Annotated in this window: 12 protein-coding genes; all 12 read left to right on the plus strand. The window is 39.8% G+C overall.

The features are described from left to right. Positions 1 to 194: 194 nt before the first annotated feature. The 12 genes from AABK37_RS00855 (at position 195) to AABK37_RS00910 (ending at position 14,886) form a co-directional block, all read left to right on the plus strand. On the plus strand, positions 195 to 2,414 hold the full coding sequence (locus tag AABK37_RS00855; protein ID WP_432549727.1) for a N,N-dimethylformamidase beta subunit family domain-containing protein: 2,220 nt from the start codon (positions 195 to 197) through the stop codon (positions 2,412 to 2,414). A gap of 173 nt (positions 2,415 to 2,587) precedes the next feature. Beyond that, entirely contained in the window at positions 2,588 to 3,571 is a 984-nt protein-coding gene (locus tag AABK37_RS00860) for a hypothetical protein (RefSeq protein WP_432549728.1), read from the plus strand. 520 nt (positions 3,572 to 4,091) lie between these two features. Then, positions 4,092 to 4,889, plus strand: a complete 798-nt coding sequence (locus tag AABK37_RS00865) for a glycosyltransferase family 2 protein (protein WP_432549729.1) — start codon at positions 4,092 to 4,094, stop codon at positions 4,887 to 4,889. Continuing rightward, a complete protein-coding gene (gene wecB / locus AABK37_RS00870) occupies positions 4,886 to 5,944 on the plus strand; it encodes a non-hydrolyzing UDP-N-acetylglucosamine 2-epimerase (protein WP_432549730.1) in 1,059 nt (352 codons plus the stop codon). The genes AABK37_RS00865 and wecB overlap by 4 nt, the downstream gene beginning before the upstream one ends. A gap of 55 nt (positions 5,945 to 5,999) precedes the next feature. Then, entirely contained in the window at positions 6,000 to 7,301 is a 1,302-nt protein-coding gene (locus AABK37_RS00875) for an ABC transporter ATP-binding protein (RefSeq protein WP_432549731.1), read from the plus strand. Between the two features lie 13 nt (positions 7,302 to 7,314). Further along, a complete protein-coding gene (locus AABK37_RS00880) occupies positions 7,315 to 8,322 on the plus strand; it encodes a glycosyltransferase family 2 protein (protein ID WP_432549732.1) in 1,008 nt (335 codons plus the stop codon). Between the two features lie 42 nt (positions 8,323 to 8,364). Beyond that, entirely contained in the window at positions 8,365 to 9,474 is a 1,110-nt protein-coding gene (locus AABK37_RS00885) for a glycosyltransferase family 2 protein (RefSeq protein WP_432549733.1), read from the plus strand. After that, on the plus strand, positions 9,474 to 10,415 hold the full coding sequence (locus tag AABK37_RS00890) for a glycosyltransferase (RefSeq protein WP_432549734.1): 942 nt from the start codon (positions 9,474 to 9,476) through the stop codon (positions 10,413 to 10,415). The genes AABK37_RS00885 and AABK37_RS00890 overlap by 1 nt, the downstream gene beginning before the upstream one ends. Positions 10,416 to 10,709: 294 nt before the next feature. Further along, positions 10,710 to 11,234: a class I SAM-dependent methyltransferase gene (locus AABK37_RS00895; protein WP_432549735.1), complete on the plus strand. Its 525-nt coding sequence runs from the start codon at positions 10,710 to 10,712 to the stop codon at positions 11,232 to 11,234. Between the two features lie 93 nt (positions 11,235 to 11,327). Next, entirely contained in the window at positions 11,328 to 12,377 is a 1,050-nt protein-coding gene (locus AABK37_RS00900) for an NAD-dependent epimerase/dehydratase family protein (RefSeq protein ID WP_432549736.1), read from the plus strand. A 54-nt stretch (positions 12,378 to 12,431) separates the two neighbouring features. Then, on the plus strand, positions 12,432 to 13,448 hold the full coding sequence (locus tag AABK37_RS00905; RefSeq protein WP_432549737.1) for a glycosyltransferase: 1,017 nt from the start codon (positions 12,432 to 12,434) through the stop codon (positions 13,446 to 13,448). A 298-nt stretch (positions 13,449 to 13,746) separates the two neighbouring features. Next, positions 13,747 to 14,886: a glycosyltransferase gene (locus AABK37_RS00910; protein ID WP_432549738.1), complete on the plus strand. Its 1,140-nt coding sequence runs from the start codon at positions 13,747 to 13,749 to the stop codon at positions 14,884 to 14,886. Positions 14,887 to 14,908: the final 22 nt, after the last annotated feature.

Raw genomic sequence — 14,908 nt, forward strand, 5'->3', positions numbered from 1 at the left:
ACTCGATCTTGGCAGATAATCAGCGATTTATTGCGTTGTCAATTTTGTTTGTACTCAAGCAATATATAGTCACTATATATGCTTAGATATTTGTATATAAAATTAAAACAGTTTTTCCTAATATAACCAAGCAAAGTGTCAGCTAATACAAAGTTTCTTAACAGAAAAAATCCTTCCTTTAAACAAATAAACAAATGGTTAGCATCTTTACAACTCAACAGCCTAGCAACTCAAATGCCACCGATGGTGTGGAATATGAACTCGGAATGAAGTTCCGAAGTGCCCAGAATGGTCAGATTGTCGCGATTCGCTTTTGGAAAGCACCCAGCGAGAGTGGCACTCATGTTGGCAAAATCTGGTCAGCATCAAATACTCTTTTGGCAAGTACAACTTTCGCCAACGAGACGGCTTCGGGTTGGCAGCAGCAGGCTCTGTCTTCTCCGCTGACAATAAGCGCTAATACTACTTATGTGGTAAGCGTTAACACTGCCAATACCTATTTCGTTATTAGCTCTCAAGGATTGGCAAGCTCGGTGGTAAATGGAGATGTGAGTTCAGTTGCTGATGGTTCTAATGGAGTGTACGGCAATGTGAATGCTTTGCCAACAAATTCCTACATGAGTTCCAACTATTTCCGCGACATCGTATTTACTGCTCAAGTGACTGCTAGTATCACCAAAGTCAGCGGTGATAATCAACAGGGAGCAGTAGGAACTGCCTTACCCAACCCATTGGTTGTCCAAGTTAAAAACTCTGCTGGCAATCCACAAGTGGGAGTTACAGTCAACTTTACAGTTACTAATGGCGGAGGAACTATTTCACCCACCAGTGCCGTAACTGATGCCAACGGTAAGGCAAGCACGGTGCTGACTTTGGGAACAACTCCTGCAACAAATAATACCGTGAGTGCAACAGCCGCCAACATTGGCACGGTTATTTTCAGTGCCTTAGCGGAGCCAAAGAACCCCAATCCTATTTATCTAGAAAACAAAAAACCGGGCACTACAAACTGGAAAATCACCAACCAGTCTACTAGTAATGAAATTGTCGGCTATGCTACAGCAACTAGCGTCAATAAGGGTGGTTCGCTGCCAATCAAGGTTTCCCTCGCACAGCCCGGACAATTTACAATCGATATCTACCGCTTGGGTTACTACCAAGGCAATGGAGGACGACTGATAGTTAGCAGCGGCTCGCTCAGTGGCATCACCCAACCTGCCTTGACACTTACAGACTCAGCTACCAAGCTATATGAAGCTACGAACTGGTCAACCTCCTATACTGTTGCTGTCGGCAATAACTGGACGAGCGGGCTGTATGTTGCCAAATTAACACAACAGGCAACAGGTAAGCAGTCACAGGTGTGGTTTGTTGTCCGCGACGACAGCAGAAACTCAGATATTGTCTTTCAAAGCAGCTTTACTACCTACTTTGCATACAATAACACTGGTGGTTACAGCACCTACGCATATCAGAGTGTCGGCGGTCAAAGAGGATACAAGGTTTCTAGCGATCGCCCGCTGTCAATGACCACCTCTGAATGGCATCACTACAACCAAATGACTCTTTGGGAACGCAATATGGTGCGTTGGTTGGAGTCTCAAAGTTATGACGTTTCTTATATCACAAATATCGACTTTCAGACCAACTCGCAAATATTACAGGGGCGCAAAGTATTTTTATCGGTTGGTCATGACGAGTACTGGTCGTTAGAACAGCGCAATGCTGTTGAACAAGCCCGCAGTTCTAAAATCAACTTGGCATTTTTCTCATCCAATACTGCTTATTGGCGGGTGCGCTTTGAAAATTCAAATGGAGGGCAAGCCAACCGAGTTATGGCATGTTACAAAAACACGGCAGATACGGTTGCGCCGACAAATAAGTGGAGAAGTACCCAGAACAACCGACCAGAAAACGCATTGCTGGGAATTATGTACACAGGCGATCGCGATGACTTGTATTACACTTGGGGCGATCCGAACGGCAGCACCAATAGCTACAGTGGCTACGACTTTGTAGTTGCCAATAGTTCAGACCCATATTACGCCAACACCAATCTGACCAACGGTAGCAAATTGACTCAGTTGGTCGCTTTTGAGTGGGATGCGGTTGTCAACAACGGTGCCGCTCCAAGTGGTTTGGTGATTCTGGGACAGTCCACAGTTAGCCCAACTAATGTGGATGAGGATTTGCCCACAGGAACTAATACACAAGTATCTCATGCAGTCCGCTACACCGCCGCCAGTGGAGCCAAAGTATTTTCCACCGGCTCCAATCAGTGGATGTGGGGATTAGATAGCGATCGCATCACTCCAGCCAGAGAAGATAACCGCGCCAAACAAATTGCTGTCAACGTCTTTGCAGATATGGGAGCTAAACCTCAGACTCCAGGAGCAGGCATAATTGTCCCTTAACAATATGACCAAGAGTTCTTAAAAGGGGAAAGGAAAAAAGGGGTTCATGTAAAGAAAAATCCGCATGAAAAAATAAAATAAAACTCTTTATTTCTTACACCTTTTCCCTTTACCCTTTCAAGAACTCTTCCTTGACGCATTGCTTATTGCTATAGCACAGGAGTGGATAGAAAATGAATTTGAGAATCAGACGACGAAGATTTGGGCAGATAGCGATCTTAAGTGCAGCCTTGAGTGCGATCGGCAACTTCGCAGGTAAGACCGTTGCACAGCAAGCAGAATCAATTATTTATGGGGTGAGTCTTACCAGTAGCAGCAGCATTATCAACATCGGCATCAAGATTGGAGAACTCATCGATGTCAACATTAGCCCAGCAGTAACCCTAATTAGTTCCGACTTAGTGAGTGGTAGGGATCTGGCAACCATTCAACTACCAAGTATAAATCTTAACAACCTGGATACGCTGATTGAGACTGCGAATAAAGCCTTATATACCGAGCCTAGCGAGCGGTTAACTGCTTTGACTCCCTTAGCCGATGGTTCATTCGTTATTGTCTCTGTTGCATCTACAAAAACGGGTAATTTCAATCGCATCATACTTATTGATGCTAAGTCTACTAGACCTCTAAGAGCTCTAAGAGTATCAGGATTCAGAAGAGTAAATGGCACGCTTGAAAGTTTAGTAGCAATCAAAGAAAACAACTTTCTCGGTGTAGTTAGCCTCAATGAAGGCACTCCCCCTTTTGATTTGGTAAATTTGGACTTGAACTCCGGCAAATTAAATTATAGTGACGATCTACCAATACTTGCAGCGAACCTGCGATTTAGCAACCTTGCCCAAGCCCCAGATGGTACAATTTACGCAACCCTTCTCAGTTCGCAAGGTGGTACAACTCTCGTACAGGTGGACTTAGAAAATAAGGCGATCGTTAGCGGTAGAGGAAAAATTATCAGACTGTCGGAATTGAAATATGACGGTAAACCTTTGGAAAATGATTTACTCAGCCTAGCCGTTTCTAGATCCGGTGAAGTATTTGCCCTTGCTAACCCCACTGATGAGAAAATCAATTCTCTATTTAGTGTCGATGTGAAAAGTGGAGAAATGAAGTTTGTGAGAAAATTCGCGGCTGATAAGATTGCCTTTGCTCGTGCATAAGTAAGTGGGCGAAATTAAACGTAAAATATCGTCGTAGTGAGCCAGCGCGGTCTTCTCCCAAAGGGAGAGGCTAGCGCCAAGGGGAGGCAGTGCGTTGGGCGGCGATGCCGACTTGAAGCACCTGCCGTGGTCTCCACGCCAGATGCCTCAAGTCGGGAAACCCGCCCACGGCACTGGCTCCCCATGAGCGACTGGCGAGGAGCGGAGGGTGAGCGGTTTACCGCTCATATCTGAAGGCTTTTTAGCGACTGTGGGTAATCAACCCTTTCAGATCCCCGACTTCTTTAAGAAGTCGGGGATCTTGCTTTTTCTATATGCGGACTTTGATTTCAAATTTTTCACCTTCTTCGGAGAAAAGATATAGATTTTTTAATTTAATTCAAGTTTTTTGTAACTATTTGACTCGATTATCAACTAGTTGAACGATCGCTCAACACCTGTGGGTGAAAAAATAAATAACAATTAAATATTCTTCGGAACGTTCGCTATATACCACAACTTGCTATTAGGAGGCAAAAATATGCATTTACAACCTTTGGAGTTGGAAATAACAGAAAATAGACAATCGATAAGCATTATAGTTCCCTGCTTTAATGAGTCTGAAGGAATTGAATCTTTAAAGAAAAAACTAATGCCAGTATTGACAAAGCTGCGCTTAACTAGGTCAGTCGAACTTATTTTAGTTGACGATGGTAGTACAGACGATACTTTTTTCAAGTTAGAGCAATATTTTGGACAAATTGCCCAAATAATCCGCCATCCGAAAAACAAAGGTCTCTCGGCAGCCATACAAACAGGATTAGTATACTCTATAAATGATATTGTTTGCACAATCGATAGTGATTGCACTTACGATCCCCAACAGTTGATTGAGGTTCTAGATTTGATGCGTGCTAATGTTGATATTGTCACAGCATCTCCATATCATCCCAAAGGTCGGGTAAAAAATGTTCCGGGTTGGCGTCTATTTCTCAGTAAAGGGTTATCACTGCTTTACAGACTTGTATTGCCACAAAAGCTTTATACCTATACAGCTATGTTTAGAGCATATCGTCGTGAAGTTCTAGAGACAGTACCAATTACTTATCCAGGATTTCTCGGTCTTGTAGAGATTTTAGCTGAAGCGATGTTGCGTGGATATAAAATTGTCGAGTATCCAGCCGAATTAAGCAGTCGGATGTTTGGGCAGTCGAAGTTACGTGTAGCTAGAGTTATTTGGAATCACTTAAAGTATATTAGTAAGCTGATCGTCCGGCAAACGTTTCAACAGAAAAAAATAAAAATGCAATATTACAAGTATATTAAAAAGGACTTATGAAAATCGTTACTATATTGGGTGCAAGACCACAATTTATTAAAGCATCTGTAGTCAGTTCTGCTTTTCAACGTGCTGGAATAAACGAAATTATTATTCATACAGGGCAGCACTTTGATTCATTAATGTCCGATATATTTTTTCAAGATTTAAACTTGCCTCAGCCCCAATATCACTTAAACATTCATAGCCTGAATCATTCAGCAATGACAGGTAGAATGATGGAGAAAATAGAGGAATTGCTTGATGATAAACCTGATTGGATGTGCGTTTACGGAGATACGAATTCAACATTAGCAGGTGCTTTGGTTGCTGCCAAGCTGCATATACCAATAGCACATATAGAAGCTGGACTGCGAAGCTTTAATCGGCAAATGCCTGAAGAAGTTAATCGGGTTGTAACCGATCATCTTGCACAACTTCTTTTTGCTCCGACAAATCTGGCAGTTCAATGTCTTGAAAACGAGGGGATTTCTCAAGGAGTTCACTTAGTTGGAGACGTAATGATGGATGCTATTTTGCAGTATCAGGCTAAAGCGAAACAAACATCTGATATTCTCGCAAGACATCAGTTGAGCCTGAATGAATTTTACCTTGCTACTGTTCACCGACCCAGCAATACAGACGATCGCGTGCGTCTGAGTTATATCCTCGACAGTTTCACGAAACTGGATCATCCGGTTGTTTTTCCGATCCATCCTCGAACCCAAGCTCAAATTGACAAAATGGAATTGAGTCATTATCTGGCTGCTGACTCAATTGTGGCAATACCACCAGTTAGTTATCTTGATATGCTAGCGTTAGAAAGTGCCTGCCGTTGTATAATTACCGATTCTGGAGGTATACAAAAAGAGGCTTATATTTTTGGGCGTCCCTGCTTTACTCTGCGAAATGAAACTGAATGGAAAGAAACTGTAGATATCGGCTGGAATCAATTAGTACAACCGGAAAATTTAAGTAAATCGATTGCAAACTTCACGCGACCATCTGAATGCCCTAAACTTTATGGAAATGGTGATGCAGCAACCCAAATTACTGAAATACTACTTAACTTATAATTATTATTAAAGGTAAGCAGACCGAGCATTAGTGTAATTTAAGACAAGGATAGAGATGTCAGATACTGTGATTCGGGTTGAAAACCTGAGCAAAAAATATATAATCGGTCATCAGCAGCAAGAGAAACATTCAACTTTAAGAGATGCTTTGGTTTATGGAGCCAAATCTCTCGGTGACAAACTATTAAATTTTTCTACATATAAAGACTCCTCACCAACATCTGAAGATTTTTGGGCACTCAAAGATATTTCTTTTGAAATCAAACAAGGCGATCGCGTTGGTATCATTGGTCGTAATGGTGCAGGCAAATCAACTTTATTAAAAATATTGAGCCGTATTACCGAACCAACTACTGGCAGAATTTCCATTTTTGGACGAGTAGCCAGTCTGTTGGAAGTAGGAACAGGTTTTCATGGAGAATTAACTGGACGGGAAAACATTTATCTCAACGGTGCTATTTTGGGCATGAGCAAAGCTGAGATCGTCAAGAAGTTTGATGAAATTGTCGCTTTTGCAGAAGTAGAAAAGTTTTTAGATACACCAGTCAAGCGTTATTCCTCTGGAATGTACGTGCGTCTTGCCTTTGCAGTCGCTGCCCATCTTGAACCAGAGATTTTAATTGTAGATGAAGTACTGGCAGTGGGAGATATCCGCTTTCAGCAAAAGTGCCTGGGGAAAATGGAAGAGGTTGGTAGAGAAGGACGTACAGTTTTGTTTGTCAGTCACAACATGAGTACGGTGAGCTACTTATGCAGTCGCGGTATTTTGTTAGAATCTGGCACTTTGTACGTAGATAGTGACGCCGAAGAAGCTATCAGAATTTATCTGGATAAGTCTTATAACGTTGCTCAAATGCCTTTAATTGAAAGAAAAGATCGTAGCGGCTCTGGAAAAGTAAAATCTGCTAGTTTTAGAGTGTTAAATCAGGAAGGTACAGAAGAAAATACCTTACAATCAGGTAAAAATTATTATTTTGAAATAGGTTATTTAAATTATACAAAAGAACGTATCAATAATGTTGTAGTCAGCCTTGATTTCTTTGATGACAAAGGTATTCGAGTTATCTTATTAAGAACTAACTTTACAAATAGTAATCTGACTATAGACCCGGAAAAAGGATATATTATTTGCGGAATCAACAACTTACCTTTAGTTAACAGCTTTTATCGAGTTTCAATATATTTATCACATGCAGATCAAGAATTACTCGATTGGATTGAAGATGCAGCAACTGTAACTGTAGACGGAGGTGACTTTTTTGGTACAGGTAATCCTGGTCTTCCCAGCCACTGCAAAATTTTAACTAAGGCTCAGTGGTCTACTGAGATATCTTTTTTCTCTTCTGAGCAAGCTTGATACGTTAATTAGAATGAGCGAACAACATCCTTATCGGGCTACGATTCCACCAGTTCCAGAAGGAACACCAAGTCCTCTTTGGTCTGTAATGATTCCTACCTATAATTGTGCAAAGTATTTGCGCGAAACCTTGAAGAGTGTGTTAGCTCAAGATCCTGGTGCTGAAGTGATGCAGATTGAGGTAATTGACGATTGTTCTACCAAAGACGATCCCCAAGCAGTTGTTGAAGAACTCGGTCAGGGACGTGTTGGATTTTATCGGCAACCATATAATGTAGGTCATACGAAAAATTTTGAAACTTGCTTGAAGCGATCGCGCGGAAAATTAATTCATCAGCTACATGGTGACGATTATGTGCAAGATGGCTTTTATCGCAAAATGCAACGAGCTTTTGAAGATAACCCCAACATTGGTGCTGCTTTTTGCCGCCACATTTTCATAGATGAGCATGGCAATTTCCAAACTATCTCCGGATTAGAACAGCCTGAAAGTGGAGTTATGAGTAATTTTTTGGAGCGCATTGCCAGCTTTCAACAGATTCAAACGCCATCAATTGTAGTGCGACGAAAAGTATATGAAGTACTTGGAGGGTTTGACAGTCGATTATCTTGGACTGAGGATTGGGAAATGTGGGTAAGAATCGCTGCCCGCTTTCCAATTTGGTATGAGATTGAGCCATTAGCAGTTTATCGAAAACATTCAGGATCTAACACTGGACGTTATATGTGTACTGCTGAGAATCTGAGAGATTCACGTAGAGCTATAAATATTTTTAAATCATACCTTCCCACCTCAAAAGCTAACCAAATAGCCAACAAAGCTAGAGAAAATTGGGCGCTTTACACTCTCTACTCTGTCGTTCCCCAGTACTTAACTGAAGGCAACACATCAGCTGCAACTGCTCAAATTCGAGAAGCACTTAAGTGCAATCATTCATTCAAAGTAATCAAGTTACTCTTTAACGTGCTCAAATCTACTGCAAAGCGATGGTTTTTGGAAAAGATACGCCTAACTATGTAGGTAAAACTCAATCGCACTTATTTTTTCACTCCTCAGGTAATTATGTCAGTATTTAGTATTTTTAAATCTGCTATAAGTCAATGGTTTTTGGAAAAGCTACGTTTAATATATTATAAACTTCTACATATCAATGCAAAAATTCATGAATATTATATTCGTCCCCTAATTTTACGAAATAATATCAAACACATTTCTGGTCTGAAAAAAATCAATTATGCAAATGATGAATTGATAGTGCTTTGTGTTGTCAGAAATGGAGAAATGTATGTAAAGTCATTCATTGAACATTACTTAAAATTGAAAGTTAAGCACATAGTTTTTCTGTTTAATGATTCAACTGACAACAGTATTGCCATTGCTTCTCAATATGAAAACGTCACCATTCTGGAAACAAAATGTCCTTATAAAAAATATGAAACTGTAATGAAGAGGTATTTAGTATATCGTTTTTCTAAAAATAAATGGAATCTTTTTTCAGATATTGACGAACTTTTTGACTATCCGTTTTCTGACTTGATTAACTTAAGCGCCCTCTTGAATTATCTTAATAATAATAAATATACTGCTGTTGTTTTACAAATGCTGGATTTATTCTCAGATATTAGTCTAGCTAATTTGACAAGCGGAATAAATGATTCTCTTAAAGAGAGATACATATATTACGATATTTCTAATATTCAAAAAGAAACGTATCACTATGGAGAATTGTTAAATAAAAATATTAATTTCCATTGGGGTGGTATTCGTAAAACATTGTTTGGCACTAACAATGGCTTAACAAAAGCAGCCTTAGTTTTTGTTGACAGTAAAATTCATACTTTTGTATACTTTCATCATGTCAAAAATGCGCGGATAGCTGATTTTACAGGTGTCCTTCTACATTATCCATTTACAAGTTTTTTTTATCAAAAGGTTAAGGAAGCCGTAGAAACAAAAAGATACCTACAATCAGCGGATCATGAATATAAAATGTATTTAGAAAAATTGCAACGCGATCCGGATATTAATATAAAACAAGACACTGCTTGTAAATTTGAAGATGTGAACTATTTAGTAAAAACTAATTTTTTAGTAGTATCTGATGATTATATTCAATGGGTTAAAGATCGTAGTAATAACAATTCCAGCGATAAAAAAATCAAAGATATCTAATGAAAACAGCCATCAGCGTTATTATCTGCACCCATAACCCTAGACGTGATTATCTTGAAAAAGTATTACAAGCACTGAATAAACAAACTTTGCCAACAGATTTATGGGAACTTTTACTTATTGATAATGCCAGCGCTCAACCTCTTTCTGAGGAAATTGATTTAACCTGGCATTCTAAATCTCGTCACATTAGAGAAGAAGAATTAGGTTTAACTCCTGCTCGATTACGGGGTATTAAAGAGGCAGTAGCTGAAACTTTAGTCTTTGTTGATGATGACAACGTTTTAGATCCAGATTATTTAGCAGTCGCTTTAAAAATTAGCAAAGATTTCTCAATCATTGGTGCTTGGGGTGGGCAAGTAATACCTGAATTAGAAGAGGAACCTCCTGAATGGATAAAGCCAGATTTAAAAAATTTCCTACAATCTCTAGCTTGTCGAGAATTTTTTCAAGATAAATGGTCGAATTTGATACATGAATACGAAACAACTCCTTGTGGAGCAGGACTTTGTGTTCGTAAGGATGTTGCCCAGAAGTATCTGGAACTCGTTTGTAACGATCCCAGACGGGTAGATTTGGATCGCAAGGGTAAGCAGTTAATATCCTGTGGAGACTTTGATTTAGCATATACAGCTTGCGATATGGGCTTGGGCACAGGAGAATTTACATCTTTGAAGTTAACTCACTTGATACCATCTAGTCGTCTTGAAGAAGATTATCTAGTGCGTTTAACAGAAGGAATACATTACTCAAAAATTATTTTAGAGTATCTCCGAGGAAAACTGCCACCTCAGCCAAACATGAGATCGTCAAAGATATATTTGCTATATTTACGTCTGCGATATGGTGCAAGAAGATGCCGTTTTTATGCGGCAACGCAAAAAGGTATTAGGCAAGCTTTGCAAGAAATTGCCAATTGGCAAAATCAAGCTAGTGCTTAAGTAAATTATTCGTAACTATTTTAATTAAATATCTGCTATAACTACAGATTCAGCGATGTACAGAGATATACCGTCAGGTATTGGAAAATTAGAGTGCGATCGCGCGATCGCGCCCGCCTAATTGCGATCGCGCTTTGCTTTTAATTCGAGCCAATTTTGCATAAAAAAAAATCAAATAGGTACAAGTCTATGAGACACTTTACCCTAGCACGCAATTCTACACGAAATCTTTTATATAAGATGTCCGGGAGCAATCGCAGGGTTTACTCTCACCGAGAAAAGTTTTTGCAAATAGTGCCAAGAGAATCTGTTGGGGTGGAATTAGGAGTTTTCAAAGGCGAATTTTCAAAACAAATTCTTGAGATAGTAAGACCGCGAGAATTACATCTTATTGATGTGTGGTGGACTCAATTTGGTGAATATTATCCGAATTGGGGGGAATATACAGATTATGGTCGTCTGAAAACCAGAGATGCTTATGCCAATGCAATGATGATTATTGAAAAGTACAGCGCAAAAACAAATGTTACCGTGCATGTAGGGGATGACTTAAAGTATTTGGGGACTTTACCAGACGGTTATCTTGACTGGTCTTATCTCGATTCATCCCACGAATATGAACATACAAAGCTTGAGTTAGAAATACTTCGAGACAAGACAAAATCAGGGGGACTGATTACTGGAGATGATTGGCAAGAGGATACTAGCCATATTCATTATGGCGTTTCTCAGGCTGTGAAAGAGTTTTGCGGGACTTATAAGTGGAAAATTGTCTTGCTTGATAATCATCGACAGTGGGCTATTCAACAATGCAGATGAGTTAAAACTGTCAGAACTAATTTATAAACTGCAATTGTCTGCAATGAGTAACTAATTCCACAATAAAGCTAAAACAGAATTACATTCAAAAAAATGAATAAATTACTTGTGACAGGTTCTTCTGGTTTAATTGGTTCAGAAGTTGTTGACTACTTCTGCAAAGAAGGATGGCAAGTTTATGGTATTGACAACAATCAACGAGCAGATTTTTTCGGTCCTGGTGGTGATACCCGCTGGAACCAAAAACGTCTTTTAGAGACACACCAGAACTTTCAGCATGTTGAACTTGATATTCGCGATCGCCAGGGAATTCTCAATTGCATAAAGTCCTTAAAACCGGACATGCTAGTTCACACTGCTGCTCAACCCAGCCATGATCTAGCAGCATCTCGACCATTCGATGATTTTGATGTTAATGCTGTTGGTACTCTCAACCTTCTAGAAGCAGTTAATAAGCACGGGAAAGAAGCAGTGTTCATTCACATGAGTACCAATAAAGTTTATGGCGATCGACCCAATACTATCCCTTTAAAGGAGTTAGATACCCGTTGGGACTATAACGATCCCTATTACTACAATGGCATTGCTGAAGACTTCCCCATCGACCAAAGTAAACATAGTCTTTTCGGAGCTTCAAAGGTAGCTGCTGATGTTTTAGTACAAGAGTATGGACGTTATTTCGGTATAAAAACATGTTGCTTGCGTGGTGGCTGTCTCACAGGACCAAATCATAGCGGTGTTGAATTACATGGATTTCTTAGTTATCTAATTAAGTGCAATTTAGAAGGTAAACTTTACCGCATCTATGGATACAAAGGTAAACAGGTAAGGGATAACATTCATTCCCTAGATGTAGCCAGATTTATTCATGCCTTTTGGGGAAATCCCCGTTGTGCTGAGGTTTATAACTTAGGTGGTGGTAGGCAAAACAGTTGCTCAATTTTAGAGGCTTTTGAACGAATTGCTACTCTTAGTGGCAAGAAGATGAACTATGAATATGTAGATAAAAATCGCGAGGGAGATCACATTTGCTACATCAGTGATTTGAGCAAAATGCAGGCTGATTTTCCAGAGTGGAACCTCACCAGATCGTTAGATGACATTTTTGAGGAAATCTACTTTAGCTGGCAGCACAGATTGTAGTTAAATATAGTTGGTCTATTATGCTCTACTTTGATGCCTGACGATCCAAGCACAATGAACTTACAACATATTGTACTTACCGATCCTGCTCTCAACGGTTTTGAATATGGAATGCTGAGAGATTTTGAAGAGGAGATAGTTCGCATAACAAATGCAAAAAGAGTAGAGATGCCAAAGCGAAAATTACCAAAGTTGATTGAAGACCGCATTGGACATGGAACTCGATATGCTAAATTGCGAAAATTTATTCCCAAAATTGAGTCTGACCTGAAAGCAGATGTTCTTTGGGTTCTACTCATGGGTCCCGAAAACTTCCCTCTCGATTTATTCAAAAATTGGGATAGACATGTTGGAGTTAAAATCCTTTACATATTTGATACTTTTGAGGGACAACTACCTTCAATTCGTCGGGTCTTACAGTCGGCAAAATGGGATCTTGCCATCACTTCTTTTCATGGAGCGCTTTCGTTTTTGGAGGAACAAACCCAACACAAATGGTATGCTGTGGCTCAAGGTGTGAAGCTTGACAGGTTTAAACCAGTTGCCAAAGAAGAAAAATTAATTAGTTTTTCTGCGTATGGTCGTCGCTTAGACAATGTTCATCAAAGCGTCAAAGAATATTGTTTGCAAACTGACAAGTATTATGAATACACAACTACCACTGGTCTTCAACCGCAGCTAGATCCTTGCGAAAATTACAGACAATACGCATGGCATCTGGCACACAGTTTTTTTACCTTCTCATGGGCTGTAGAGGTAACTAATCCTAAAAGGGTTCTGACATTTAGTCCAATTACTTGTAGATGGTTTGAAGCTGCTGCCAGTGGCACAGTGATTCTTGGTCAAGCTCCTAAAGAGCCAGAATTTGAAAAGATATTTGGTGAGAATTTAGTAATACCAATTGACTATACGGATAGTCAGGATAAATTGCAGTTAATTTGGGAAGAATTATGGAAAAATCGTTATATTTCTTTTGAATCTGCTTTAAAAACCAGAGAAAGGCTAGCACAAAATTGGAGTTGGGAGAGTCGAGTTTGGGAAATTTTAAAGCTAATTAATCTTAGTACATAAGTAGGTAGACACAAATCAACTTAACTATGCGACGAAATTTCAAGTTGTTATATAGGAATCCGGTTTTATTTATGAAAAAAATTAGGTATTGTAGGGTGCCGTACTCTCGGTTCTAACGCACCAAAGCCTTAATAATGGTGCCGTACTCTCGTCTAACACAATGGACCCTAAAGGGGGAGGAACGTCCACACCCCTTTAAGCCGGACCCTACGTATGTTTTCCCAAATCAAATATTAGTCCTATAGTCCTTGCGATTGCTACGTTCCACTTCGTTTCACTTGCAATGACATACTAAAGTATGAAAATTTTATACATTCAATATACAAATCCAGCCGGATACCCACCCCTTCAACAAAGTTCTTGCATACTAGCACTTGATGGCTGGGAGGTACTTTTTCTCGGTACAAAAGCGCTGGGAACAGATGCTTTGTGTTTTCCACCCCATCCCAACATCACTGTACAACTAATGCCCTATTGTTCGTCTGGTTGGCGACAGAAATTGCATTATCTGCAATTTTGTCTTTGGGTGTTAATTGAAACATTACGCCGACAACCGCGATGGGTATATGCCTCTGATTTGTTATCTTGCCCTGTGGCTTTGCTGTTAAGTTTTATACTGAGTGCCAGCGTTATTTATCACGAACATGACTCGCCAAACGATACATCTTCAAGCTTTTTTATTCGCTTTTGTTTGACAACTCGCAGATGGTTGGCAAGCAAAGCGAAGATGTGCATTTTGCCAAATCAACAGCGGGTAGAACAGTTTGCTTTAGAAACCAACGCTTCTAGCAAGCTTTTATGCGTCTGGAATTGTCCCACTCAGGCTGAAGCGATCGCCAAGCGCTCATTTACTCCAAGTGATAATTTGCAAATTTTATACCACGGCTCCATCGTGCCATCGCGACTACCAACAACCGTATTAAAAGCTCTGGTAATGCTGCCCGATAATGTCAAATTGCGCGTGATTGGCTATGACACAGTAGGTCATCAAAATTATACACAAAAATTGCGAGATATCGCTGAACAATTGGGAATTGGCAAGCAAGTAGAATTTCTTGGCGCTATGCCTAGATATGAACTATTGCAAAAAAGCTTGGACTGTGATATAGGGCTGGCATTCATGCCGATAAGTAGCCAAGATATTAACCTGCAACGCATGGTGGGTGCTTCTAACAAGCCTTTTGACTACCTCGCTTGCGGTTTAACATTGCTAGTTTCTGATTTACCCGATTGGAAGCAAATGTATGTTGAACCTGGTTACGGATTAGCTTGTAATCCTGAAGACCCAGAAAGTATTGCTGCTGCTTTAAAGTGGTATTTAGAGCATCCGGTTGAAATGCGAGAAATGGGCGATCGCGGTCGGCAATGCATTTTGGAAAAATGGAATTATGAGACTCAATTTGAAGTCGTTAAAAACCAGATGAATAAAATATCATGAAAAGAAATTTTTATCATCATTT

It is taken from the genome of Tolypothrix sp. VBCCA 56010 (assembly GCF_050875635.1).
Lineage (GTDB): Bacteria > Cyanobacteriota > Cyanobacteriia > Cyanobacteriales > Nostocaceae > Hassallia.